The sequence below is a fragment of the Pseudonocardia yunnanensis genome (genome assembly GCF_039534065.1).
GTDB lineage: Bacteria > Actinomycetota > Actinomycetes > Mycobacteriales > Pseudonocardiaceae > Pseudonocardia > Pseudonocardia yunnanensis.
In genome coordinates this window covers 256,967-282,003 of the sequence record NZ_BAAAUS010000034.1, presented here as the reverse complement: position 1 = coordinate 282,003, position 25,037 = coordinate 256,967, and the positions used below count along the sequence as shown (strand labels likewise).

Annotated in this window: 23 protein-coding genes and 1 tRNA gene; 13 read left to right on the top strand and 11 right to left on the bottom strand. The window is 71.3% G+C overall.

Features of this window, described 5'->3' with window-relative positions; genetic code table 11:
• Positions 1 to 6 precede the first annotated feature (6 nt).
• Complete coding sequence (locus ABD743_RS29895; protein WP_344725699.1) at positions 7 to 1,191, bottom strand: glycoside hydrolase family 3 N-terminal domain-containing protein; 1,185 nt, start codon at positions 1,189 to 1,191, stop codon at positions 7 to 9.
• 90 nt (positions 1,192 to 1,281) lie between these two features.
• Here ABD743_RS29895 and ABD743_RS29890 point away from each other — a divergent pair, with 90 nt between their 5' ends.
• Both ABD743_RS29890 and ABD743_RS29885 read left to right on the top strand, forming a co-directional pair.
• A complete protein-coding gene (locus ABD743_RS29890) occupies positions 1,282 to 1,530 on the top strand; it encodes an AbrB/MazE/SpoVT family DNA-binding domain-containing protein (protein ID WP_344725698.1) in 249 nt (82 codons plus the stop codon).
• On the top strand, positions 1,527 to 1,931 hold the full coding sequence (locus tag ABD743_RS29885; RefSeq protein ID WP_344725697.1) for a PIN domain-containing protein: 405 nt from the start codon (positions 1,527 to 1,529) through the stop codon (positions 1,929 to 1,931). Before ABD743_RS29890 ends, ABD743_RS29885 begins: the two co-directional genes overlap by 4 nt.
• On the opposite strand, the gene ABD743_RS29880 is transcribed toward ABD743_RS29885, so the two are convergent.
• The 5 genes from ABD743_RS29880 to ABD743_RS29860 all read right to left on the bottom strand — a co-directional run bounded on the left by ABD743_RS29880 (position 1,924) and on the right by ABD743_RS29860 (position 6,392).
• Entirely contained in the window at positions 1,924 to 2,922 is a 999-nt protein-coding gene (locus ABD743_RS29880) for a glutathione S-transferase family protein (protein WP_344725696.1), read from the bottom strand. The two genes, ABD743_RS29885 and ABD743_RS29880, sit on opposite strands and share 8 nt — an antisense overlap.
• Before the next feature lie 297 nt (positions 2,923 to 3,219).
• On the bottom strand, positions 3,220 to 3,843 hold the full coding sequence (locus ABD743_RS29875; protein WP_344725695.1) for a GtrA family protein: 624 nt from the start codon (positions 3,841 to 3,843) through the stop codon (positions 3,220 to 3,222).
• A gap of 95 nt (positions 3,844 to 3,938) precedes the next feature.
• Positions 3,939 to 4,487 (bottom strand): protocatechuate 3,4-dioxygenase subunit alpha, encoded by a 549-nt coding sequence (gene pcaG, locus ABD743_RS29870; protein WP_344725694.1) that lies wholly within the window; start codon positions 4,485 to 4,487, stop codon positions 3,939 to 3,941.
• Positions 4,480 to 5,226 carry a protocatechuate 3,4-dioxygenase subunit beta gene (gene pcaH / locus ABD743_RS29865; protein WP_379658937.1) on the bottom strand — a complete coding sequence of 249 codons (747 nt, stop codon included), beginning with the start codon at positions 5,224 to 5,226 and terminating at the stop codon, positions 4,480 to 4,482. The genes pcaG and pcaH overlap by 8 nt, the downstream gene beginning before the upstream one ends.
• On the bottom strand, positions 5,223 to 6,392 hold the full coding sequence (locus ABD743_RS29860) for a 4-hydroxybenzoate 3-monooxygenase (RefSeq protein ID WP_344725693.1): 1,170 nt from the start codon (positions 6,390 to 6,392) through the stop codon (positions 5,223 to 5,225). Before ABD743_RS29860 ends, pcaH begins: the two co-directional genes overlap by 4 nt.
• An 80-nt stretch (positions 6,393 to 6,472) precedes the next feature.
• On the opposite strand from ABD743_RS29860, the gene ABD743_RS29855 reads away from it, so the two are divergent.
• From ABD743_RS29855 to ABD743_RS29835, 5 genes are all read left to right on the top strand, one after another.
• Entirely contained in the window at positions 6,473 to 7,213 is a 741-nt protein-coding gene (locus ABD743_RS29855; RefSeq protein ID WP_344725692.1) for an IclR family transcriptional regulator, read from the top strand.
• Between the two features lie 212 nt (positions 7,214 to 7,425).
• On the top strand, positions 7,426 to 8,151 hold the full coding sequence (locus tag ABD743_RS29850; RefSeq protein WP_344725691.1) for a YoaK family protein: 726 nt from the start codon (positions 7,426 to 7,428) through the stop codon (positions 8,149 to 8,151).
• 135 nt (positions 8,152 to 8,286) lie between these two features.
• Positions 8,287 to 9,285, top strand: a complete 999-nt coding sequence (locus ABD743_RS29845; protein ID WP_344725690.1) for an acetamidase/formamidase family protein — start codon at positions 8,287 to 8,289, stop codon at positions 9,283 to 9,285.
• A 13-nt stretch (positions 9,286 to 9,298) separates the two neighbouring features.
• Complete coding sequence (locus tag ABD743_RS29840) at positions 9,299 to 10,057, top strand: SDR family NAD(P)-dependent oxidoreductase (RefSeq protein WP_344725689.1); 759 nt, start codon at positions 9,299 to 9,301, stop codon at positions 10,055 to 10,057.
• A gap of 2 nt (positions 10,058 to 10,059) precedes the next feature.
• Positions 10,060 to 11,193, top strand: a complete 1,134-nt coding sequence (locus ABD743_RS29835; RefSeq protein WP_344725688.1) for an epoxide hydrolase family protein — start codon at positions 10,060 to 10,062, stop codon at positions 11,191 to 11,193.
• 144 nt (positions 11,194 to 11,337) lie between these two features.
• Here the strand turns inward: ABD743_RS29835 and ABD743_RS29830 are convergent, their stop codons facing one another.
• Together ABD743_RS29830 and ABD743_RS29825 are read right to left on the bottom strand one after the other, a co-directional pair.
• Positions 11,338 to 12,630, bottom strand: coding sequence for a competence/damage-inducible protein A (locus tag ABD743_RS29830; RefSeq protein ID WP_344725687.1), 1,293 nt, complete (start codon positions 12,628 to 12,630; stop codon positions 11,338 to 11,340).
• A 28-nt stretch (positions 12,631 to 12,658) separates the two neighbouring features.
• Positions 12,659 to 13,651: a patatin-like phospholipase family protein gene (locus ABD743_RS29825; RefSeq protein ID WP_344725686.1), complete on the bottom strand. Its 993-nt coding sequence runs from the start codon at positions 13,649 to 13,651 to the stop codon at positions 12,659 to 12,661.
• 166 nt (positions 13,652 to 13,817) lie between these two features.
• Here ABD743_RS29825 and ABD743_RS29820 point away from each other — a divergent pair, with 166 nt between their 5' ends.
• On the top strand, positions 13,818 to 15,092 hold the full coding sequence (locus tag ABD743_RS29820; protein WP_344725685.1) for a glycosyltransferase family 2 protein: 1,275 nt from the start codon (positions 13,818 to 13,820) through the stop codon (positions 15,090 to 15,092).
• A gap of 32 nt (positions 15,093 to 15,124) precedes the next feature.
• Here ABD743_RS29820 and ABD743_RS29815 read toward each other — a convergent pair whose 3' ends face one another.
• Positions 15,125 to 15,586, bottom strand: coding sequence for an acyl-CoA thioesterase (locus tag ABD743_RS29815; RefSeq protein WP_344725684.1), 462 nt, complete (start codon positions 15,584 to 15,586; stop codon positions 15,125 to 15,127).
• Positions 15,587 to 15,792: 206 nt separating this feature from the next.
• Here ABD743_RS29815 and ABD743_RS29810 point away from each other — a divergent pair, with 206 nt between their 5' ends.
• The 3 genes from ABD743_RS29810 (at position 15,793) to ABD743_RS29800 (ending at position 17,861) form a co-directional block, all read left to right on the top strand.
• Entirely contained in the window at positions 15,793 to 16,191 is a 399-nt protein-coding gene (locus ABD743_RS29810; RefSeq protein ID WP_344725683.1) for an STAS domain-containing protein, read from the top strand.
• A gap of 55 nt (positions 16,192 to 16,246) precedes the next feature.
• Positions 16,247 to 16,342, top strand: a tRNA-Sec gene (locus tag ABD743_RS29805).
• Positions 16,343 to 16,466: 124 nt separating this feature from the next.
• On the top strand, positions 16,467 to 17,861 hold the full coding sequence (locus tag ABD743_RS29800) for an amidase (protein WP_344725682.1): 1,395 nt from the start codon (positions 16,467 to 16,469) through the stop codon (positions 17,859 to 17,861).
• 36 nt (positions 17,862 to 17,897) lie between these two features.
• Here the strand turns inward: ABD743_RS29800 and ABD743_RS29795 are convergent, their stop codons facing one another.
• Both ABD743_RS29795 and cds1 read right to left on the bottom strand, forming a co-directional pair.
• Positions 17,898 to 19,298 (bottom strand): alkaline phosphatase PhoX, encoded by a 1,401-nt coding sequence (locus ABD743_RS29795; protein WP_344725681.1) that lies wholly within the window; start codon positions 19,296 to 19,298, stop codon positions 17,898 to 17,900.
• Between the two features lie 206 nt (positions 19,299 to 19,504).
• Positions 19,505 to 20,608, bottom strand: coding sequence for an L-cysteine desulfhydrase Cds1 (gene cds1 / locus ABD743_RS29790; RefSeq protein WP_344725680.1), 1,104 nt, complete (start codon positions 20,606 to 20,608; stop codon positions 19,505 to 19,507).
• A 335-nt stretch (positions 20,609 to 20,943) separates the two neighbouring features.
• Here cds1 and ABD743_RS29785 point away from each other — a divergent pair, with 335 nt between their 5' ends.
• Together ABD743_RS29785 and ABD743_RS29780 are read left to right on the top strand one after the other, a co-directional pair.
• On the top strand, positions 20,944 to 21,651 hold the full coding sequence (locus ABD743_RS29785) for a hypothetical protein (RefSeq protein WP_344725679.1): 708 nt from the start codon (positions 20,944 to 20,946) through the stop codon (positions 21,649 to 21,651).
• Positions 21,648 to 24,890, top strand: coding sequence for a bifunctional cytochrome P450/NADPH--P450 reductase (locus tag ABD743_RS29780; RefSeq protein ID WP_344725678.1), 3,243 nt, complete (start codon positions 21,648 to 21,650; stop codon positions 24,888 to 24,890). The genes ABD743_RS29785 and ABD743_RS29780 overlap by 4 nt, the downstream gene beginning before the upstream one ends.
• Positions 24,891 to 25,037 lie beyond the last annotated feature (147 nt).

Here is a 25,037-nt window from a genome sequence, read left to right as displayed (position 1 = left end):
CTTCGGTCAGGAGCAGACCTGCTTGGCCTTCAGCACCCGCGTCACCGCGGCATCGTTCGCCGCGGGGTCGATGCGGCCCGCCTGCAGGTCCTGTTCCAGCCGGTCCAGCACCGGGGTGACGCGTCCGCCGCTCGACCACAGCGCCATGTCGGCGCCCGCGGTCAGGGCCCGTTCGACGGCCGTGGGCAGGTCGAAGGTGTCGGTGATGGCCTTCATGGCGCCCAGGTCGTCGGTGAGCACGAGACCGTCGAACCCGTAGTCGGTGCGCAGGAGGTGGTAGGCCGCGGGCGTGAGCGTGGCGGGCAGGTCGGTGGTGAGCCCCGGCACGTCCAGGTGCCCGACGAGCACGCCCGTGCGGCCGTCGGCGAGCGGGCCCCCGGGGCCGAGGAGGGTGGCGTAGGGGCGCAGGTCGTCGGTCCGCAGTTGGTCGAGCGGCGGGGTGGTGGCCTTGCCCTTGTGCGAGTCGCCGACGGCACGGCCGTGGCCGGGGAAGTGCTTGAGCACGGTGAACACGCCCGCCTCCCGCTCGCCCTCGGCGAAGGCGGCCGCGTACTTCGCGACCGTGTCGGGGTCGGTGCTGAAGGAGCGGTCCCCGATCACCGCATTCGCCGGCTGGTTTCCCATGTCGACGACCGGGGCGAGATCCATCGTGATCCCGCGGGCGAGCTGCGCGCGGCCCCGCTCGAGGCCCTGCTCCTTCACCTGCGCCGGCGTCATCCGCGCCGCCATCACCCGGGCGCTCGGCATGTTGCCGTCCAGGGTGTCGATGCGCTGCACGCGCCCGCCCTCGTCGTCGACGGAGACAGCGACCGGGATCCGGGCCATCGCCTGCACACCGCGCAGAGCCTGGTTGCTCAGCAGCTGGGTGGCGTTGTCGCCGACGAAGATGCCGCCCACCTGCGTGGCGCGCACGGTCTCGGCGGTGGTGGCCGGATCGGAGGCGTCGACGCCCACCATGAGCCGCTGCGCGAGCTTGTCGCGCGGGCTCATCGCATCGAGCACTGCGGCGCAGCGTGGCAGCCGGTCCGCACCCAGGTTCGCGCCGGTGAGCGGCGGCGCCGGAGCGGGTGGCGCCGCAGCGGCGGGTAGCACGGGGACCGCGGCCACAGCTGCCGCCAGCAGCGCGGCGAGGGAACAGGCCCGGGCGCGCCCGGGCAGCGTGTGCGAGAAGAAGCGTGATCGGCTCGGCATCGCACGCCATCCTTCCCCCGCGAGCGGCCGGGCGGGGGGCGGGGCACAGCGAGGCCAATCACAGGCCACCGCGAATGGTAGATTCCTACCATGCGCACTACCATCGACGGCGCCGGGCGTGTGGTCATCCCGAAGCAGCTGCGCCAGGCAGCCGCGCTCGAGCCCGGCCAGGAACTGGAGATCGTCGAGCGCAACGGGCAGATCGTGATCGAACCGGTCTCCGCGCCGATGGAGCTCGTCGAGCGCGACGGTTTCCTGGCGGCCGAGGTTCCGGGGGACGATGCCCCCTCCCTGACGCCCGACGAGGTGCGCGACGTCCTCGAACGCACCCGTCGGTGATCACATGTGACACCTCGGTCCTGGTCGCCGCATTCGCCAGGTGGCACACCGAGCATCCGCTCGCGGTGGCGGCGCTCACCCGAGTCGACGCCGTGATCGAGCATGCGCTGATCGAGACATTCTCGGTTCTGACGAGGCTGCCGCCGCCGCGGCGGGTTCCCGCGCAGCTCGTCACGTCGTTTCTCGACAAGCACTTCACCCCGTCGACGTCGCGGCTCGCGGGCGCCCCCTCCGCCGATGTCCTGCACGTGGCGGAAAGCACCGCCGTGATCGGCGGCGCCGTCTACGACCTCGTGATCGCGCTGTCCGCCGCACGGGCCGGCGCCGTGTTGCTGACCCTCGACCGGCGCGCCGCATCCACCTACGACGCCGCAGGTGTCGATTACGAGCTGCTCAGCTGATCGGAGGCACCCGCTCGCCCTCCGGCGGAGGACCGGGCGGGGTGCCGTCGCCGAACGGGCGGCCGCCGAGCGCTTCCCGCCCGTGCGGGGTGAGCCAGTTCCGGACGTCGGGGCCGAGGGGCACCACCCGGGTCGGGTTGATGTCCGTGTGCACGCCGTAGTAGTGCTGTTTGATCTGCTCGAAGTCGATCGTGTCGCCGAAGCCCGGAGTCTGGAACAGATCGCGCGCGTAGGCCCACAGCACCGGCATCTCGGTGAGCTTCTGCCGGTTGCATTTGAAATGGCCGTGGTAGACGGCGTCGAAGCGCACGAGCGTGACCCACAGCCGGATGTCGGCCTCGGTGATCGTGTCGCCGACGAGAAAACGCTGCGTTGCGAGCCGCTCCGACAGCGCGTCGAGCCGGGCGAACAACGCCCGGTAGGCCTGTTCGTAGGCTTCCTGGCTGTTCGTGAAGCCGCACTTGTAGACGCCGATGTTGACGTCCTCGTACACCGCCTGGTTGATCTCGTCGATCTCGGCGCGGTGCTCCACGGGGTAGAGATCCGGGGCGCCGTCGCGGTGGAGGGCGGTCCACTGGGTGGAGAAGTCGAGGGTGAGCTGCTGGAACCCGTTCGTCACCACCTTCCCGGTGGCGATCTCCACCACGGCGGGAACCGTGATGCCGGCGTCGAAGCCGGGGTCGGCCTTGCGGTAGGCCTCACCGAGGTACTCGATGCCGAGCACCGGGTCCCGGTTGTCCGGGTCGAGGTGGAACCGCCAGCTGCGCTCGTCGTGCAGTGGACCGGCCAGACCCATCGACAGCGCGGGCTCCAACCCCAGCAACCGGCGCACGATCACGCTGCGGTTCGCCCACGGGCATGCCCGGGCGACGACCAGGCGGTAACGGCCGGCCTCCACCGGCCATCGCGACGAGCCGTCGGAGGTGATCCGCTCGTTCAGTGCCACGGGCTTGTACTCGAATGCCTCGCTGCTGGACTGTGTGGCAGTCATGTCAACAATCTAAGCCGTGCTCCGGGATGACCACCCGGTTCAGGCCGCGCGGCCCTTCACTGTCGAGGGTCTGCCACGCCGGACCGATGCGACGAGGGAGGGCGACGCCGGTCAACGCCGCCGCCCCTCGTCCGCCCGCGGCGTCCCCGAGATCGGTCCCCTCGTCCATCCCGTCCGCGAGCACGTCAAGTCTCGAACGGGAGTGCGCCGCTCGCGCCAGGGGTGACCACGGGCTCGACCCCGGGCGCAGGCCCGTGGGGCCTACCGGCGACCGCTTGCTTCGGCCCGGTCGTCAGGTCAACCCAGCTGTTCGGATCCGCGCTCCGCGCGTTGCGAGGCCCCGGCGCCTTCCGATCGCGAATCGTCGTGGGCGTCCGGCTCGAACACCCAGTACCGCAGCACGAGGAACCGGCCCAGACCACCGAGGACGCTGGCCACGGCCACCGCCATGGTCTGCTCCCAGGCGGTCGGGGAGTCGATCGTGGCCGCGAGCAGCATCAGCACCGCGGAGCTGTAGAAGGCGTAGAACAGCACCGTGCCACCGCTCTGCACGTGGGAGCGCAGCCAGTGGACCCGGGCGCCCCCGAAGGTGAACCGGCGGTTCGCCTCGGTGCTCACCACAGTGCTCAGGACGAGAGCCACCAGGTTGGCCGGGATGGTGTCCCACCACGTCCGCAGCACCAGGAAGATCACGGCGTTCACGAGCGTGCCCAGGCCGCCGATCACCGCGTACCGGGCCAGCTGCACGAGTAGCGGATGGCGCTGCTCGCGCCCCGACGGCCCCCGACCGGACGGCATGCCGCCCAGCTGGGCGCCCACCGGGAGCGCTGCGCGCGCCACTTCGACCACGTCCCCCCACAGCTGCCTGAACCTCGTGGTCCCCGTTATCGCAGGGGCGTCGATGACCACGCTGTTCGTCACCTGTGACAACGATGTGGACGATCTCCGATTCCCGAGATGCTGCACATCGTGCAGTGATCGTCACCACCTGGCGCAACCGGGGGGCGCGGACGTCGTCAGACGGAGAGGAAGACGGTCTCCCCGACGCCCTTCAGGCGGATGTCGAAGCGCAGCTCGTCCGGGCCCGCCTCCTGGGCCACCAGCGTGGCGGCCCGCTCCGGCGGGAGCGACGCGAGCAGCGGGTCGGCGGCGTTGGCCGCGGCCTCGTCCGGGAAGTAGATCCTCGTGACCACCCGGTCGAGCAGGCCGCGCGCGAGCACGGTGACATCGATGTGGGGTGCCTGGCCGTCACCGATCGCGCCGGGCTTGACGGTGAGGATCTCGAAGCGGCCCTCTCCGTCCGTTGCGCAGCGCCCGAAGCCGCGGAACCCGGAGCCCGTCGCGCCCCGCGGGTCGTCCGGGTGGTCGAAGCGACCGTCGGCGTCGGCCTGCCACGTCTCGACGAGCCCGTCCACGACCGGTGCCCCGGCGCCGTCGGTGAGCACACCGGAGATCCGGATCGCTCCGGGCGTGCCCTGCGGCACGACGAGGTGCCCCTCCAGCCAGGTGAGCCCGAGGCTCAGGAACGGTCCGACGGTCTGTGACGGGGTCAGCAGCTCACTCATGGGGCTCCTCGAAAGGGGTCTGCTCGCGGCCGCGGAGCACGATGTCGAAGCGGTACGCCAGTGCCCATTCCGGGCGCGTGGCCGACAGGTCGAACGTCGAGACCATCCGCTGCCGGGCGGCGGGGTCGGGCACGGAGTTGAAGATCGGGTCCTGGTCGAACAGCGGGTCGTCCGGGAAGTACATCTGCGTCACCAGCCGCTGGGTGAACGACCGGCCGAACAGCGAGAAGTGGATGTGCGCGGGGCGCCAGGCGTTGTGGTGGTTGCCCCACGGGTAGGCGCCGGGCCTGATCGTGGTGAACGAGTAGTTGCCCTGGGCGTCGGTCACGACGCGACCGCCGCCGGTGAAGTTGGGGTCCAGCGGTGCGGGCCAGTTGTCCACGGCGTGGGCGTAGCGACCGGCCGCGTTGGCCTGCCACACCTCGACGAGCGTGTTCGGCACCGCACGGCCGTCACTGTCGAGCACCCGGCCGAAGACGACGATCCGCTGCCCGATCGCCTCACCCGCGTGCTGCGTGGTCAGGTCGTTGTCGTTCGGGCCGATGTCGCCGGTGAGCAGGGGACCGGTCACCTCGGTGAGCCGGTGGCGCAGCACCACGGGCGCCTGGGACGGCGCTCGCAGGCTCGTGCTCCGGTAGCCCCCGAACGACAGTGACGGGTGGTTCCCCTCCGCGGCCGGGCGGTAGCCGGCGGGATGCGGGATCGACGTGGTGGGTTGCGATTTCGCGAGTTCGGTCAACGGTTCTCTCCATGGGGCAGGCCGACGTAGTTCTCGGCGAGGGAGGTGGCCGCCGCGCGGGAGGTCACCGTGTAGCGCAGCTGGGACAGCTGCAGGCGGTGGGCGAAGGGGTCGGGGTCCGGGGAGACGTGCAACATCGAGGTCATCCACCAGGAGAAGTGCTCGGCCCGCCACACCCGGCGCAGACAGGTGTCGGAGTAGGCGTCCACCCCGGACTCGTCGCCGTGGCTGAGGTAGTCGGTCAGTGCCTCGGCGAGCACGCGTACGTCGGCGATCGCGAGGTTCATGCCCTTCGCGCCCGTCGGCGGCACGATGTGCGCGGCGTCGCCCGCCAGGAAGAGCCGGCCGTGGCGCATCGGCTCCGCCACGACGCTGCGCATGCCGGTGACGCTCTTCTCGATGAGCGGCCCCTCGTTGAGGGTGAAGCCGTCGGCGGCGAGTCGTACGCCCAGCTCGTCCCAGATCTGAGCATCCGACCAGGTGCCTGCATCGGTGTCCGGCGGCACCTGTAGGTAGAGCCGGGTGATCTCGGGGCTGCGCATCGAGTAGAGCGCGAACCCGCGCGGGTGGTTGGCGTAGGCGAGCTCGTGCTGCGTCGGAGCGGCCTTGGCGAGGATCCCCAGCCAGGCGTACGGGTACTCGCGGTCGAACATCTGTGGCTCGAACGCGCCGCGGCTGATGCCGTGGAAGCCGTCGCACCCGGCCACGACGTCGCACCGCAGTTCCTGCCGCTGTCCGTCGGCATCGGTGAAGCCGATCACGGGTGCGTCGGCGAGCCCGTCGAGCGTCACGTCCGACACCTCGAACCGGAGATCCCCGCCGTCGCGCAGCCGTGCGGCGATGAGGTCCTTCACGACCTCCTGCTGGCCGTAGACGGTGATACCGCGCCCGACCAGGTCGGCGAAGTCGATGCGGTGGTCGCCACCGTCGAAGCGCAGGGAGATGCCCTCGTGAGGCATCCCCTCGCGGTCCAGGCGCTCGGCGAGCCCGACCTCGCGCAAGAGCTCCACCGTGGGGTGCTCCAGCACGCCCGCCCGGACCCGGCGTTCGACGTAGTCGCGGCTGCGTGCCTCCAGCACCACCGAGTCGATCCCGGCCCGGGCCAGGAGGTGGGACAGCAGTAGTCCTGCCGGTCCGGCTCCGATGATCCCGACCTGCGTTCGCATACGGGCAAGACTGGCCTACCGGCCTGGAAGCGCTCGACTCCGCTTCCGCTCACCGGAAGCCCGAGGCAGACTGGCTCACGATGGCGCAGTCGGTCACAGCCCGTGTTCTGCAGGTGCTCGCCGCGTTCAGCGCCGAGCGCCCCGAGCTCACGCTCACCGAGATCAGCAGACGCACGGCGCTCCCGCTGACCACCACGCACCGCATCGTCGGCGAGCTCGCCGAGTGGGGCGCTCTGGAGCGGGCCACCGATGGCCGCTATCGCGTCGGGCTCCGGCTCTGGGAAGTGGGAGCGCTCGCCCCCCGCGGGCTGGGGCTGCGCGAGACGGCGATGCCGTTCCTGGAGGACCTCTACGAGGTGACCAGGCAGAACGTGCAGCTCGCGGTGCTCGACGACGACGAGGCGGTGTTCCTGGAACGGCTGTCAGGGCGTGGCGCCGTGCACGTCCTCACGCGCGTAGGGGGCCGGCTTCCGCTGCACGCCACGGGCGTCGGGCAGGTCCTGCTCGCGTTCGGCGGGCCGGAGCTGCAGGAGAGGGTGCTCGCAGGCACCCTCAAGCGCTACACGGATCGGACGCTGTGCGACCCCGAGGACCTGCGCCGGGCGCTCGCCGAGGTCCGCCGCACCGGCGTGGCGGTCACCGCCGGGCACGTCGAGCTGGTCGCCACCTCGGTTGCGGCCCCGGTGCGGGGCCCGCGGGGCGACGTGGTGGCCGCGCTCTCGGTCGTGGTGCCCTCCGCCAACTCCGACACCATGGCGTTCGTCCCGGTCGTCCGGGCTGCGGCAATGGGCATCTCCCGGCGACTCAGCGCTCCCGACTGATCCTTCCCGGCAACGAGAGCCCCAATGGCCACCACGCTCCAGGTGCCCGACTTCGGCGTCACGGGTGCTGCGCGGTAAGGGCGCCACGGTGGGGACACCACATGGAGGACATTGCGCACGCACCCGTCGACCTCGGCGCCGTGCTTGGACAACGATGAGAACAGACGGGACGGTCCTGTCCGCCCGGTGCCGTCGGGCACCGAGGAGGTGGAATGGCGAGCGCTGGGTCGCGGCTGTGGACCGAGCTCGCGCGGCACGAGGCGGACGGCCCGCTGCCACTGCTCTTGCTGGTGCTCACCCTGACGACTGGTGTGCTGGACGCGGTCAGCCTGCTCGGCCTCGGCCGGATCTTCGTCGCCAACATGACCGGCAACGTGCTGATCATGGGGTTCGCGATCGCGGGGACGCCGGGGTTCTCGCTGGCCGCCTCGCTGGCGGCCCTGGTGGGGTTTCTCCTCGCGGTGTTCGTCGCAAGACGGCCCGTCGAACGGTGGTACGGCCACCGTGGCCGGCTGGTGCGCAATACCGCGGCGATCGAGTTCGGCCTGCTCCTGGCCGCTCTCGTCGTCGCGATCGTCCGTCCCGGCGCTCCCGACACGCCGAGCGCCGTGGTCGTCGCCGCGATCCTGGCCATCGCGATGGGCCTCCAGAACACGACCGTGCGCCGCCTCGCGGTGCCGGACCTGACCACCACCGTGATCACGATGACGATGGTCGGCATCGTGGCGGACCGCGGGATGTCCGCCCGGGTCAAGGCCGCGCGCCGGATTCTCGCCGTCGTGATGCTGCTCGTCGGGGCGATCGCGGGAGCGCTACTGATGCTGCATGCCGGTATCGTCCCGGCGCTCGCGGTCGCGACCGCGCTGCTCGGGATCGTGTTCCTGATCGCCGCCTTGCGCAGCCGCCCCCTCGCGACCTGGCAGCTCGGAAAGAACTGAGACATCGGGTGCCCGCACCCGGCACCCGGTCGGCCCTCCCACAATGGGCCGAGTCGCCCCGTTATCCCCTACCAGCCGCTCCGTAACCTCCTGGGACTTGCGCGTCAGTAGTCGTTGACACGACGATCACCCCCCGTGGACGTCGTCGAGTTCCGCCCCGAGCCCGAGCAGTACGCATGGACATTCGGTGGGGTCGCGCCCACCCACCGCATCACGCCGGGCACCGTGCTACGGCTGTGGACGGAGGACGCCTTCTCCGGCCGGCTGCAGCGCACCTCCGACAAGCCGTCGCAGGTGCTGGACATGACCCAGGTGAACCCGCAGACCGGGCCGTTCCACGTGGAGGGTGCCGAGCCGGGCGACACGCTCGCGCTGCACATCGTCGACCTCACGCCGGCACGGGACTGGGGGGCGTCGACCACGATCCCGTTCTTCGGCGCGCTCACCGGCACCGACCGCACCGCCCTGCTGAACGAGCCGCTCCCCGAGCAGACCTGGATCTACCAGCTCGACCGCGCCCGAGGCACCGTGCTCTTCGAGGCCCAGCGCTCACAGCTGCAGGTCGAGCTGCCGCTCGCGCCGATGCTCGGCACCGTCGGTGTGGCGCCGCCCGGGCGGGAGGTCCGCTCGAGCCTGGTGCCCGACACCTTCGGCGGCAACATGGACACCCCTGAGATGCGGGCAGGCACCACCTGCTTCCTCGGCGTGAACGTCGAGGGTGCCCTCTTCTCCGTCGGCGACGGCCACTACCGCCAGGGCGAGGGCGAGAGCTGCGGCACCGCCGTCGAGGGCGCCATGAACGTCACGCTGATCGTGGAGCTGATCAAGGGTGGGGCACCGGCGTGGCCCCGGCTGGAGCACGACGACCACTACGCCGTCGTCGGCTCGTCCCGGCCGCTGGAGGACGCCTGGCGGGCCAGCCAGGTCGGCATGGTCGGTTGGCTCGGCGAGCTCTACGGGCTCGACCCGCTCGACGCCTACCAGCTGCTCACCCAGATCAGCCGCTCGCCGCTGGCGAACGTCTGCGACACCAACTACAGCGCGGTCACCAAGATCGAGAAGGCGCTGCTGCCCGGCGCGGACGCGTACGGGGGCATGCACCGCCATCTGCGTGACCAGGCCCGCGGTCTTTAGGAAAGGACCTCCGATGGATCTACAGCTGACAGGCCGGATCGCACTGGTCACCGGCGGTACGAAGGGCATCGGCCGCGCCGTCGTGGAGGGCCTGGCCACCGAGGGCGCCAAGGTCGCCTTCTGCGCGCGCACCGAGGCCGATGTCGCCAAGGTCGAGGAGGAGCTACGCGGCGCGGGCCACGACGTCACCGGCACCGCACTCGACGTCGCCGACGCCGACGCGCTCACCGCATGGGTGGCCGCATCGGCGCAGCACTACGGCGGCATCGACATCGTCGTGGCCAACGTGAGCGCCCTCTCGATCGGCCCCGGCCCGGAGCACTGGAAGCCGAGCTTCGAGGTCGATCTCATGCACACCGTGCGCACGGTCGACGCGGCCCTCCCGCACCTCGAGGCGAGCGGCGTCGGATCCATCGTCGCCGTGTCGAGCGTCTCCGGCCGGGAGGTCGACTTCGCGGCGGGCGCGTACGGCGTGATGAAGGCGGCGCTCGTGCACTACACGTCCGGGCTCGCGTTCCAGCTCGCCGGGAAGGTGCGCGCCAACGCCGTCTCGCCCGGCAACACGTACTTCGAGGGCGGCGTCTGGCACAGCCTCGACCAGAACGACCCGGAGTTCTTCGCCCAGGCGCTCGGGCTCAACCCCACCGGCCGGATGGCCACCCCGGAGGAGATCGCCTACGGCGTCATCATGCTGGCGAGCCCCCGGGCAAGTTTCATCACCGGTACGCATCTCGTCGTCGACGGCGCCCTCACCCGTGGGGTACAGCTCTAGGCATGCGCGAGTTCCGAGTCGAGGTCCCCGAGACCGAGCTGGACGACCTGCGGGAGAGGATCGCCCGCACCCGCTGGCCCGAACCGGCCACCTCGCCGGGCTGGACTCAGGGCGTGCCGCTGGACTACGCCCGCGAACTGTGCGGCTACTGGGCGCGCGAGTACGACTGGCGGCGCTGCGAAGCCGAGCTCAACGCGCTCCCGCAGTTCCGTACCGGCCTCGACGGCGGGGGTGACGACACCGTCGAGGTGCATCTGATCCATGCCCGCTCCCCGCACCCCGGCGCGCTGCCGCTGCTGCTCACCCACGGCTGGCCCGGCTCGGTCGTCGAGTTCCTGGGCGTGATCGAGGCCCTGACCAACCCGCCCGACCCCCGCGACGCGTTCCACCTCGTCGTTCCGTCGCTGCCCGGCTACGGCTTCAGCGCCAAGCCCACGGTTCCCGGGTGGGGCATCGAACGGATCGCCACGGCGTGGGCGCAGCTCATGGACCGGCTCGGCTACGACCGTTACGGCGCTCAGGGAGGCGACTGGGGCTCGCTGATCACCTCCGCCCTGGGCACGGGTGCCCCGGAGAGCCTCGTCGGCATCCACCTGACGATGCCGCTCGCCGAGCGCCCGCCGGACGCCGAGGCCCAGCCGCTCACGGTCGCTGAGAAAGAGGCCTTCGCCGCGCGCGAGACCTTCCAGAAGCTCGGCACGGGCTACTCCAGCGAGCAGTCCACCCGGCCGCAGACGATCGGCTACGGCCTGCTCGACTCGCCGTCGGCGCAGTGCACCTGGATCGTCGAGAAGTTCTGGGACTGGACCGACTGCGCCGGCCACCCGGAGAACGTCATCTCACGCGACCGGCTGCTCGACAACGTCATGCTCTACTGGCTCCCCGGCACCGGCGCGTCCTCGGCTCGGCTGTACTGGGAGAGCTTCAAGCGGCGGCGGATGGACGAGGTGCCCGTGCCCACCGGCGTCACCCAGTTCCCGCAGGAGCTCGTGCGGCTGCCCCGGCACTGGATCGAGCGTCGCTACACCGACCTGCGGCACTGGAGCGAGCCGAAGACGGGCGGCCACTTCGCCTCGCTGGAACAGCCCGAGGTCTTCGTGGACGAGCTGCGCACGTTCTTCCGCCCGCTGCGCTGATCGGGCTGATCCTTGCCTCAGGTCCGGTCGCCGCCGACGACGACGGCGGCCGGACCGACCCCCGACGGGCCGGGCTGCCAGAGCGATCACCACCGGGAGTTGCAATGTAGGTGCAGAGGGGCCGGTCGGCCACTCGAGGCGCGATCACTCCGCCCGGCGCGGTGCGGCCGCCCGCAGCAGCAGGTGCATCCCGAGGTCCGTCGAGCGCTCCCGCACGTCGGAACGCCCGCCCGGAAGGCGGGGATCGCGGGCCAGCACGAGGCCGCCGCCGGTGGTGACACAGAAGCAGACATAGCCGACCGGCTTCGCCTCCGTGCCACCGTCGGGGCCGGCGACACCGGTGATCCCGACGCCGACGTCCGCTCCGAACCGCTCGCGAGCGCCGTCGGCGAGAGCGCGCGCCACCTCGGGTGACACCGCTCCGTGCTCCTCGATCATCTCCGCCGGCACGCCGAGCAGCTGCGTCTTCGCGGTGTTCGAGTAGGCCACGACGCCCCCGGCGACGTACGCGGAGGAGCCGGGCCGGTCGACCAGCCGCGACGCGAGCATCCCGCCCGTGCACGACTCGCCGGTCGCAACGGTCCAGCCACGCTCCAGCAGCGCACGGGCGAGCAGCTCGTCGGTGGTGGTGCCGTCGTCGCTCACCAGGTGCTTCGCGTGCCGGGCCGCGAGAGCGCCGTGCAGCTCGGCCGCGAAGACCGCGGCACCGGGCTTCGGCCGCAGGTCCACCTCGAGCTCGGAACGGCGCAGGCAAGTGGTGACCTCCACCCCGGACAGATCCATCTCGGAGTCGAACTCACGCAGCGTCGACGCGATCTCGGACTCGGGCAGCCCGAAGAACCGCAACGACAGCGACGTCGCCGCGGGCACGCCTGCGAGCAGCTCCCGGAACGGCGGCGCCTCGAGCGCGGCGGGCCACATCCCCCGCAGCTCACGGGGCGGTCCGGGCATCACCACCACGAGCGGCCCGCCCGGCCGCGGAACCACCAGCCCCGGCGCCGTGCCGACCGGTGGCAGGGCGGTGGCGCCCCGCGGCACCATCGCCTGCTTGCGGTTGGCCTCATCCAGAGCGGGCCCGCCGAAGCCTGTGCGAACCGCCCAGCCACGAAGGATGCCGGCGATGTGCTTGCGCAGGTCCTCGTCGAGAACCAGCTCGACACCTGCGAAGGACGCCACCACCTGCGCGGTCAGGTCGTCCGCCGTGGGCCCGAGACCCCCGCTCGTGACGACCAGCACGCAGCCCGAGTTCACGGCGAACCGCAGTGCGGCGTCGAGATCGTCGGGCCGGTCGCCGACGAGCAGCACGTGCGCGACCTCGAAGCCGAGCTCGCCCAGCTCGCGAGCGAGCCACGGACCGTTGCGGTCGGTGATCGATCCGGTCAGAAGCTCGCTGCCCGTGACGATGACGGCCGCGCGCGGCCGCTCCCCTGCCTCCATGCCACCGACGTTATCCGCCGGAAGCGGATCAGGCGGGGTCGAGGTCGCGCCGCTGCGCGGCGACCGACTCGATGGCCGCGACGACGGACTCGTCGCCGACCCGCACCGCCTCGCCCACCAGCGCCGGATCGACGCACAACGAGCCCATGCCGACCGATCGGGACGGCCCGATCGCCGCCAGGTGCCCGGGGCCGCGGTCCGGATGGGCGGCATCGGTGACCAGCCGCAGGTCGGCGCCGTAGCGGCGGGATCCCTGCGCGACCGTGCCCAGCCCCGGCACCACCCTGTCGAGGGCGCGGGCCCAGAGCGACAGCCCCGCGTCGGCGTCGGGATGCAGGTCGTCGGTGCCGCGGCAGAGCACGACCAGCACGTGGGTGGCCCCGCCGCGCAGCGCCCGCGCCATGGCCAGCGGCTCGCCCACCGACCCGTCCACCCAGCGACGCCCCCCGTAGGAGACCGGCGGGCCGCAGAGCAGCGGGATCGACGCGCTGGCCCGCAGCGCCAGCCGCCAGTCCGCGACCGTCTCCATCCCCTCGAGGGTGTGCGCGCTGAGGTCACCCGCGTCCGTCGCCACGATCCGCAGCGACGCCGGGGTCTTCCCCAGCTCGTGCCATGCCATCGGCTTGCGGCCGTCGAGCACCTCGTGGATCAGGTGGTCCAGCGCCACCACGGGACGCCTGCTGCCGAGCCTGCGCATGTTGATGAACACGTCGGTGCAGAGGTCCTCGGGGTAGCTGGCAGCACAGGCCGCGGCGTCACCCGTGAGGAAGGCCGCCGCGCTGAAAGCCCCCGACGACGCGCCGTACACCTCGTCGAACGCCGGGACCAGACCAGCGCGGTCCAGCGCCCGGAGCATGCCGGCGACGTAAGCGCCCCGCATCCCGCCGCCGCCGATGACCAGGGCAACCCGGTGATCGTCCGCACGCTCTCCTGGCTCACTCCCCTCGGCCCTGCGATCCAGCAGGACGCTGATCACATCCCGGTCGCCGTGGAGGAAGGGGACGAGCGCCGCCGATGCCACGGCAGAAGGGTACGTGCCGTCCGGCGCGTTTCTCAGGGTGGCCACAGACGTTTGGCCGACCAATCGGGACCGATGGACGCCAAACGGACACACGTCACCCGTCGGACTGTCCGATTCCCCTTAGCGTTCCCGCTGCCCCCCATAGCCCATCTTTGGAAGGCCCCGGTTGTCCCCCTGGAACGCTCCCCATTCGCCGACCTGGGTCGGCGAGCTGGACCGCCGTGCCGCCGTCTCCGATCTCGCGGTGGCCCCCCACTTCACCGCGGCCCGGCTGCTCATCACCTCGAGCGGCGCCCCCGTCGGCATCGCCGAGCTACCGCTCGTCGCCGGCATCGCCCGCGCATCCGCCGTCCGTGCCGCCATCGACGTACAACTCGGTGAGGTGCCCGACCCACCCCTCCCCCCGTGGTCCGACGAACCGCTCACCGTCGTGGTGGCCACAAGAGGACGCGCGAAGAGCCTGGAACGTTGCGTGCGAGCCGTGCTCGCAGGTGACCACCCCGACATCACCGTGCTCGTCGTGGACAACGACCCCACCGACGACCGCACCGCCGCGGCAGTGCGCGCTATCGGCGACCCCCGCGTCCGATACGTGCTCGAGCCGCGCCGGGGCGCGTCCGTCGGCCGCAACCGCGGCCTACAGGAGGCCGACACGGCGATCGTCGCCTTCACCGACGACGACACCGAGCCGGACCGCGGCTGGGCCGGACGCATCGCAGGCGCGTTCGCGGTCGACCCTGCGCTCGCCTGCGTGAGCGGCCCCGTGCTCGCCGCGAGCCTCACCTCCGCCGAGGAGGTGGCCGCCGACAGCGCCATGGCCTGGAACAAGGGCTTCGAGCGACGGCACTACTCGCTCGACGAACCGCCGGCCGACTCCGCGATCTTCCCGTTCTCCCCCGGGCTGTTCGGGATCGGCGCCAACCTCGCGGTGCGCGCAGACGCGGCGAGGGCCGTCGGCGGTTTCGACGAGGCACTCGGACCGGGCTCCCTCACCCACGGCGGTGAGGACTGCGAGTTCATGGTGCGGCTCATCCTCGCCGGCCGCGTCCTGGGCTACGAGCCCTCGGCCTGGGTCTGGCACCACCACCGCACCAGCCCGGCGGCCCTGCGCGCCCAACTGGAGGGCTATGCGGTCGGACTCGGCGGCTTCCTCACGAAGATCGCGCTGGACCCCCGGGCTCGCGCGGTCGCGGCCCGGCGGATCCCCGCTGCGGTCGCGCAGATGCGCCGGATCTCCGAGCGGGAGAGTGAGGCGGGCCCCGCGATGCCTGCCGGCGCCGGCGGCGTGCGCCTGCGCGGTCTCATGACGGGCCCGGTCGCGTACCTCTGGGGCAGGCGGGTCGCCAGGCGGGCAGGCGGCCGGGTGCCGCCCCTGGTGGCACCACGCCTGCCGTTGCCGTCGGAGTCCCTGCCCCGCGAACCCACCGAGCTGCTCCTCTGACCCTTCGATCGCGGCGGCGCCGGCGCGACGGGCTACCCCAGCCCGAGTCGCTCCGGCGCCGTGGCGATCTCCGCCAGTCGTGCCCAGGGCTCCGCCACCAAACGGCGGATGGCGGAGTCCAGCACGCCCATGCGGCAGGTGATCTCGGCCGCTACGGTCTCGGAGTCCGCACCGTCGGTGCCCGTAGCGCCTTCCGCGCCGCAGCGGCGAATCGTGTGGGCCATCTCGAACGTCTTGCCCGTCCCGAACGTCATCCGGGAGTCGACATCAACCAGATCACCGTGACGCAGTTCGCGGACGAACCGCACGTGTGTCTCCAGGAGCACGATCCCCAGGCCGTGCTCCTGGAGCCGGGCCATCGAGCAGCCCGCGGCGGTGAGGTGCTCGGTGCGCGCGTGCTCCCCGTACTGGTGGTAGACGGCGTGGTTGACGTGGCCGTTCGCGTCGATCTCGTAGCTGCGGACGCTCACGCGAACGGAGAACCGGTCAGGCATTCCGGCAGGATCTCTCAGCCTGTACGCCCATGGCACCCCGCCCCGACGAGATCACCTCGATCCCGCCGTGACCGTGATCCCCTGCGGCAGGACGCCTCGGAGGGGGTGTTGTCGACGCCCGGGAGGGGCGCCCGTAAGGTTGAACCGCGGTTGAGACAACAGCCCGCCCCACCAGTCCACGACGTCATTTCGAGGAGCCGGTGCGCATGAGCGGCGATTTCCCCGTCGAGTCCGGAGGCGCAGCAGCCTCCGACGACATCGGCGAGGTCGTCCGGTTCGACGTCGTCGGCCACGGTGACGGCGTCAGGGTGATGCACGTGGTCGGTGAGATCGACACCCTCACCGCTCCGGTCCTGCGCGACCGCGTGACCGAGCAGCTCGCCGGCGTCACGCTGCTGGTCCTCGACCTCACCGACGTCTCCTTCCTCGGCTCGGCCGGACTCGCCGTGCTCGTCGCGGCCAAGGACGAGGCAGAGCAGCGGAAGTGCCGCCTCCGGCTGGTACCGGGCTCGCGCATCGTCACCCGCGCGTTGGAAGCCACCGGCCTGCTCGGCCTGTTCGAGATCGCCGACGGCGTCCCGCAGGCTCTCGAGGTCAATCGCTGATACCGCTGCCGGAGCGCCGTGAGCGGCACGGCTGGGGCCCGATAGCCTTCCTCGCGGAGGCGTAAGGGCGCCTGGTGGCCCCCGCGGTCTTCAAAACCGACGTGGCCGAGCATCTCGGTCAGGCGGGTTCGATTCCCGTCCGCCTCCGCCATTCCTGCCCCGACCTGGAGCGACGAGTCGCTGCCCGGCCCTGAACCGGACTCGCGGCGACAGGTCGACCGAACGCCTCGGCGGGTCGTCCGCGGATAACCGCTGATCAGTGCGATGGTGGGGGGATGGAGGCCCTCGACCTGACTGCGCTCACCGCGGCCGAGATCGTCGAGCGCGTGCACGACGGGCGGCTCAGTGCCGTCGAGGTCGCCCGAGCCCACCTCGCTCGGATCGCTGAACGCGAGCCCTGGGTAGGTGCGTTCCAGGAGCACGAGCCCGAGCGTGTGCTCGCAGAGGCGGGGGCCGTCGACTCACGGCCCGACCGCTTCGCCCTGCCGCTGGCGGGGGTTCCGGTGGCGGTGACGGACAATGTGGACGTCGCCGGCTACCCGACGCGGCACGGCTCGGCGGCCACCTCCAGCGAACCGGCCCGGCGCGACGACGAGCTGGTCAAGCGGCTGCGCGGCGCCGGGGCCGTGATGATCGGCAAGACCCGGATGTCCGAGCTCGGGATCTGGGGCTTCACACACTCGGCACTCGGCGTCACGCGCAACCCACTGGACCTCGAACTGGATCCCGGCGGGTCGAGCGGCGGCAGCGCGGCGGCGGTGGCGGCAGGGATGGCGGTGCTCGCCTTCGGCACCGACGGCGGCGGCTCCATCCGCGTCCCGGCGGCGTACTGCGGGGTCGTGGGGCTCAAGCCGGGCACCGGCGTCGTCCCGCTGCCCAGGGGCGCGCCGGAGCACTGGTGCGGGCTCACCGCCGCCGGTCCGATCGCCCGCACGGCCGCGGACGCCGCGCTGATGCTCGGTGTGCTGAGCGGGCGGGGCGATTCCGAGCAGCGGGACATCGACTCGGGTGATCTCTGGCCGGCGCGCATCGCCTTGTCGTTGCGCGATCCGTCGCCCTCACCGATCGGGCGCCTGCACTCCGACCACCGGGCCGCCGCGGTGGGGGCCGCGGCTCGGCTGCGCGCGGAACCGGGCGGCGCGACCGTCACCGTGGCGGACCCGCCCTACCCGCGGAACCTGGCTTCGCTCTGGACGCGCCGATGGCAGGCGGGGGTCGCTTCCGATCTCGCCGACCTCGGCCTCGACGACCCGGATGTGGAGCACCGCACCGCCACTCTGGCGCGCAAGGGCCGCCGGGTGCTGCGGTTCCGCCCGCCCTACCCGGAGGCCGCGGCCGTCTGGCGCGAGCGGTTCCTCGACTGGCTCGACGCGGGCGGCCACGACATGCTGCTGACCCCCGCGGTGGCCGGCCCACCGCTGCGAGCCGGCGCACTGCTCGGCCGCCGGTACCTACCGACGTTGCTGGTCTCGGCCGTCCGCGCCCCGTACACGCAGGCGTGGAACCTGGCCGGGCTGCCCGCCGTGGTCGCCCCGGTGACGGTTCGCGGCGCACCGGTGGGTGTGCAGCTCGTGGGCCGGCCGGGCGACGAGCCGAAACTGCTCGCCGCCGCGGCACGGCTGGAATGGCGGGCAGTGCCCGCGCTGGCCGCCTCCGCCAGGGGCCGGTGATCGGGGGACCCGGCCCCTGGCTCTGAGAGCGGCTGGTTACTTCTGCGTCTTCCAGGGACCGGTGATCGCGAACATGATTCCCGGGGTCTGGATGTTGCCGAACAGCACCTTCTTGTCGTTCGAGTAGACCGGGCCGGTGAACTCGCTGCCGTTGCCGAGCTCGTTGCGGGCCATCGGGAACGACTCGCCCTTCTCGGAGATGCCGAGGAGGTGCTGAACACCCTCGCCGTCCTCGGCCACGATCAGGCCGCCCCACGGGGAGACGCTGATGTTGTCCGGGCCGTCGAACGCGCCGTCCTGGTCGGGGTTCGGGTTGACACCGAAGCGCACCTTCAGGGTGAACGTCTCGCGCTTGGGGTCGTAGAACCACACCTGGCCGTCGTGCTCAACCGGGCTGTCCTCGCTGCGCGCGAAGCTCGTGGCGATGTACGCGCCGTTGTCGCCCCACCAGGCACCCTCGAGCTTGTGCCCGCGGGTCACCTGGTCGCCGGTGAACTGCTTGCGCGTGGAGGTGGTGCGGGCGTCACGGTCGGGCACCTCGGTCCAGGTGACGCTGTAGGTGGTGCCGATCTCGGTGGCGCGGGACAGGTCGTCGACGAAGGCGCCGCCCTTGTCCGTGCAGCGCATGGCGGCGAGCACACCGTCGGTCGGGCCGAGCTCCTTCAGGCCGCCCTTCTTCGGCTTGAAGCCCTTCGGCGCCTCCCAGCGGTACAGCAGGCCGTTCGGGCCACCCGCGTCCTCGGTGAGCAGGATGTTTCCCGACTTCGGGTCCACGACCGCGGCCTCGTGGGCGAACCGGCCGAGAGCCTTGATCGGCTGCGGGTTCTTGTTGGCCTCCTGGTCGAACGGGTCGACCTCGAAGACGTAGCCGTGGTCCTTGGTGCGGCCGCCGGAGCCGGCGAGCCCCTCGGTCTCCTCGCAGGTCAGCCAGGTGTCCCACGGCGTGATGCCACCGGCACAGTTGGTGGAGGTGCCCGCGATCCCGACGAACTCGCGGACCCGCTTGCCGTCCTTGTCGGTCTCGATGATCGTGCAGCCGCCCGCGCTGCCCTCGTCGTAGGTGAGGCCCTCGAGGTGCGGAACCGGCAGCTTCGTGTTCGCGAAGGGGTCGCCCAGCTCGTGGTTGTTGACCAGAACCGTGCCGCCGCCCTTCGCCTTGAAAGCGCCGGTCCCGTCGTGGTTGCTCGGCGTGAACTCGCCGGACTCCAGCTTCGTCACGCCGGCCTCGGTGACGACCGTGTACTTGAAACCCTCCGGGAGGGCGAGGCGCTTCGCGGGGTCGGCCACCAGCGGGCCGTATCCCACGCCCGCCGGAGCCGGAGCGGCGGCCGCGTTGGGCGCGGTGAGCAGGACCTCGCTCGCCCCCAGCAGCACGACACCGGCACCGGCAGCGGCAGTCCCCCGCAGGAACCCGCGGCGGGACATTCCGTTCGTCATCGATGTTCTCCCTGTCACGTACGTGGCCGATCGAGTTCACCCGACCGGGTGGTGGCCGGCCGTCACGTTCGCCGATCTACACGGCTGGAAGATGAACGGGGAGCGACGCGCACAGGTCACACACAGGACGGTCATCAGAGCCGTCGTGTGTCACAACGGACGAAAACGTCCTGGACAGGGGGAATGGGCCGGAAGACGCCGACGGGTCAGGAAGGTGGCGGTGCCCACTCCCCCGTCGCGAGGAACCGCTCGATCGCAGCCGTGTACGGCGCGAGATCCATCCCCTGATCGGCCACCCAGCCGTCGTCGTAGTAGCTGTGCCGGTAGCGCTCACCACCGTCACAGATCAGCGTGACGATGCTGCCGCGCACCCCCGCGTCGAGCATCCGGGCCACCAGCTGCCACACCCCCCACAGGTTGGTGCCCGTGGAGCCGCCACCCCACCGTCCGGTGACGGCATGCAGGTGCCGCACCGCTGCGACGCTGGCCGCGTCCGGCACCGGGATCATCAGGTCGATCAAGGACGGGATGAAGCTCGGCTCCATCCGCGGCCTGCCGATGCCCTCGATCCGCGAGGGCATGCCGGTGCCGTAGTCCGGCGCGCCCGTGGTCCAGCCGGGGAAGAACGCCGAGTTCTCGGGATCGACCACGGCGAGGCGCGTCGGGTGGCGCCGGTAGCGGAGGTAGCGGCCGAGGGTCGCGGACGTCCCTCCGGTGCCGGCTCCCATCACGATCCACTCCGGTACCGGATAGCGCTCCAGCGCGAGCTGACTGAAGATCGACTCGGCGATGTTGTTGTTGCCTCGCCAGTCAGTGGCGCGCTCGGCATAGGTGAACTGGTCGATGTAGTGCCCGCCGCACTCTGCGGCGAGCCGCTGCGCCTCCTCGTACACGTCCGGCGCGCGGTCGACGTAGTGGCACTGCCCGCCGTACCGTTCGATCAGCGCGATCTTCTCCGGGCTCGTCGACCTCGGCATCACCGCGACGAACGGCACCCCGATCAGCCGGGCGAAGTAGGCCTCCGAGACGGCGGTGGACCCCGAGCTCGCCTCGACGACGGTGGTGCCCTCGACGACCCAGCCGTTCACCAGCGCGTAGAGGAAGAGCGAGCGGGCGAGCCGGTGCTTGAGACTGCCCGTCGGGTGCACCGACTCGTCCTTGAGGTAGACGTCCACCCCCCACTCCGCCGGCAGCGGGAACGGGTGCAGGTGCGTGTCCGCCGACCGGTTCGCATCGGCCTCGACGAGCCGGATCGCCTCGGTCACCCAGGCACGGGTGCGGTTACAGGATCGGTCGACAGGCTCGGTCACGGGGCCAGTGAAGCGCACCGGGACCGGGCCGACCCCGCCGAGGCCGCGGGGGCCACTGCACTCCCGCCTGCCGGACGACGCCGGGGCGGTCCGAACAGGAGATCGCTGACCAGCGAAAACCCATCGTGTCCGGCGTCTAGCCGACCGTAGCCGCAGGCGGGGCCGTTCGCGTGAGCCGGTGGGGGCGAATGGCTCATCTCGCTCGGTACGGGGCGTCTCGGTATTGACCGGGCACCGCGGACGCCCGTACTACAGGCGCGGGACTGGGCGTCCCGGCGGGGAACGACGACCGGGCTGGCCGGTCCCGGGCGCCCGTGGTCCCGAGGGGACCTCCCATGGCGGCAGCCACTCGGCACGACACCGGTGACCCACCGGTCATCGCCAGGCCAGGGCTGTTCCACGCCCGGATGGCCGGCATCTCCGGCGTGGTGTTCGCGGTGTTGTTCGCGGTCGGGCTGGTGCTGCTCCAGCAAGCACCGGACCTGGAGGCCTCGGACGCCGAGTACGTCGCGTTCTACACCTCGGGATCGCGCAATGTGCTGGTCGCGCTCGGCCTGTACGTCGTCCCGTTCGCAGGCATCGCCTGTCTCTGGCACATGATCGCGACGCGCACCCTGCTGCAGGTACTCCGTCCGGGGTCGTGGTCGCAGATCCCGCACTGGCTGCATCTAGCCGCGGGAGTGTTGTTCGTCGCCATGCTCTACAGCGGTACGGCAGCGGTCGGCGCGGTGGCCCTGCTGTCCCAGTTCTCGAACGTCCCGGCGCCCGCACCCGACGTCGCCCGCGCCCTCTCGTCGGTGGGCTATTCGATGGTCTTCGTCTACGGCGTCCGCGCCGCCGGCGTGTACATGATCACCACCACCGGACTCGCCAGGCTGGCAGGCGTGCTCCCGCGCTGGCTCGCAGCAGCGAGCTACATCGTCGCCGCGTTCCTGCTGGTCAGCGTGACCTTTCATCCCGCGATCCTGCTGGTGTTCCCGGCCTGGGTGCTCATGATGAGCGTCCTGCTGCTCGTGCACCGGCCGATTGGAGAAACGCCATGAGCGAGCCGATCGGACTCGACGAGGTACCCGGTCCCCGAGGCCTCCCGCTGCTGGGCAACATCTTCGACCTCGACGCCCACAACCCGATCGACGCGCTGGTGCGAATGGCCGGTGAATACGGTCCCCTGTTCAAGCTCAACGTCCCCGGTGGGATGCGGCTGTTCGTATCCGGTCCCGAACTGGTGAACGAGATCTGTGACGAGCAGCGCTTCGACAAGCAGGTCGGCGGGGGTCTGTCCAACCTCCGTCGCGGCGGCATGTCGAACGGGCTCTTCACCTCCCGCACCGACGACCCGTTGTGGCACCGCGCGCACAACATCCTGATGCCACCGTTCAGCCAGCAGTCGATGCGCGACTACATGCCGAAGATGCTCGACATCGCCGATCAATTGATGGAGAAATGGGAGCGGCTCAATCCGGGCGAGGACGTGGACGTGCCCGCGGACATGACCAGGCTGACCCTCGACACCATCGCGTTGTGCGGATTCGGCTACCGGTTCAACTCGTTCTACCGCGATACGCCGCACCCGTTCGTCGAGGCGATGGTGCGTTCATTGACCGAGGCGCAGACCCGGGTCCGGCAGACGAAGCTGCAGACCCGGCTGCGGGTCCGCGCCCAGCGTCAGGCGGAGGAGGACCAGGCGTTCATGAACGACCTGGTCGACCGGCTGATCGCCGAACGCCGCGCAGAGGGGGACGCAGCCGACACCACCGACCTGCTCGGACGGATGCTCGTGGGCGTCGACAAGCAGAGCGGCGAGCGGCTGCCCGACGCCAACATCCGCGCGCAGTGCATCACGTTCCTCATCGCGGGCCACGAGACGACCTCGGGCCTGCTCTCCTTCGCGATCTACTACCTGCTCAAGAACCCGGACATGATGGAACGGGCGCGCGCCGAGGCCGATGACGTGCTCGGTACCTGGGCGTGGCCGACCTTCGAGCAGGTCCAGCGGCTGACCTACATCAGGCAGGTGCTCGACGAGGCCCTTCGGCTCTGGCCGACGGCCCCGGCGTTCAGCCGCTACCCCTACGAGGACACCGTGATCGGCGGCCGGTACTCAATCCCCGCCAACACCACCCTCAGCGTGGTGATTCCGGCGCTGCATCGCCAGACATCGGTGTGGGGCCCGGACGCGGCGGAGTTCAACCCGGACCACATGAGCCCCGAGCGGCTGGTCGGCATTCCCCCCAACGCGTACAAGCCCTTCGGCACGGGGCAGCGGGCGTGCATCGGGCGGCAGTTCGCGCTGCAGGAGGCCACGCTCGTACTCGGCATGCTGCTGCAGCGGTTCGAACTCGTCGACCACCTGGGCTACGAGCTGAAGACCAAGACGACGCTGACCGTCAAGCCGGACGAGTTCCGGATCCAGGTCCGGCCCCGCAGCGACGTCCACATCGAACGGGGCGCCGTCCCACCGGTGGCGACCGAGAGCCCCGTCCGCACCGAGTCCATCGGCACCGCCGCCGCGGAGGTCGCCCCGGCGGTGGCGCGGCACGGCACCCCGCTGTCGGTGCTGTTCGGATCGAACCTCGGCACGGCCGAGGGCATCGCCACACGGCTGGCGCAGGAGGGCACGGAACGCGGCTTCGACGTGACGCTGGGCGCGCTCGACGACCACGTCGACGACCTGCCCGCGAGCGGGGCCACCGTGATCGTGTCCTCGTCCTACAACGGCACGCCGCCGGACAACGCCGACGGGTTCTGCCGATGGATCACCGGAGCGGGCGACGGGGCCGCCGAGGGCGTCGCGTACACCGTCTTCGGCTGCGGCAACACCGAGTGGGCAGCCACCTACCAGGCCGTGCCCACGCTGCTGGACGAACAGCTCGACGCCCACGGCGGCCGCCGCGTGCACCGCAGGGGCGAGGGCAACGCGGCCGGTGACTTCGACGCGCAGTACCGCGACTGGCACGGCGACCTCTGGTCCGACCTCGCCACCGCGCTCGACCTGCCGGCCGAGGTCGGCGCCGCCGTCGACTCCGGGCCGCGGCTGTCCCTCACGTTGACCAACCGGCAGCTCACCAACCCGGTGATCGTGTCCTACCGGGCCCGCCCGGGGCGGGTCACCGTCAACCGGGAGCTGCTGGTCGGCAACGGCAAGCCGGTCGACCGCTCCACCCGGCACGTCGAGATCGCGTTGCCACCGGAGATGCCCTATCGCGCAGGCGACCACCTCGGCGTGCTCCCCCGCAACAGCGTCGACCTCATTCGCCGGGTGATGGCGCGCTTCGGGCTGGACGCCGGTCAGTACGTCACGATCATCCCGCGCAGCGGCACCCACACCCACCTCCCGATCGAGGAGCCCGCACCGTTGCTCGGCGTGCTCGGCAGCTGCGTCGAGCTGCAGGACGTGGCCACGCGCGACGACATCCAGACCCTCGCCCGCTACACCACCGACCCGGACCAGAAGGCCCAGCTCGAGTCCTTCGCCGGCGACGATGCGGACTCCCACGCCCGCTACACCGAGCACGTGTTCGCGCCGAACCGGTCGGTACTCGACCTGCTCGAAGCGTTTCCTGCGTGCGAGGTGCCGTTCGAGGTCTTCCTCGACATGCTGCCTCCACTGCGCCCGCGGTACTACTCGATCTCCTCGTCACCGATGGCGGATCCGGAGGTCTGCAGCATCACCGCAGGCGTGCTCCGCGGGCCTGCCCGGTCCGGGGTGGGGACGTTCACCGGGATCTGCTCAGGACACCTGTCGATCGTCCCGGAGAACGGCACGGCGTTCGTGTTCGTCCGCCAGCCCACGATCCCGTTCCGGCCGCCGGAGAACCCCCACGTGCCGATGATCATGATCGGCGCAGGCACGGGGCTCGCGCCGTTCCGCGGGTTCCTGCAGGAGCGGGCGATCCTGCAGCAGCAGGGCGTGCCGATCGCGCGGTCGCTGCTCTTCTTCGGCTGCCGCCGCCCGGACACCGACATGCTCTACGCCGACGAGCTGAGCACGTACGAGGAGCGGGGCGTGGTGCGCGTGGAGAACGCGTTCTCCCGGGCCGACGCCCGCTGCCGGTACGTCCAGGACGCGATGCTCGACTGCTCCGACGAGGTGTGGAGCCTGTTGCAGCAGGACGCCGTGGTGCTCGTGTGCGGCAACGCCGGGACGATGGCACCGGGCGTCCGCGCCGCCCTGCAGAAGATCTTCCGAGCCCACACCGGCGCAGGCGAGTCCGACGCCGAGGCCTGGCTCGCCGGCCTACGCAGCGCCGACCGCTACCTGGAGGACATCTGGGGCGGCTGAGCCACCGCCGTCCGCACGACCGGCGCGTTCGTCCCAGAGCCGCTCATCCAGCAGCGGGCCCGGCCCACCGTACGAGCGGCACGTCCGCCCAATAGGTCCGAATGAACGCGCCGCTCGTCCAGCAAAGCCGGGCCGGACGGAGCAGCG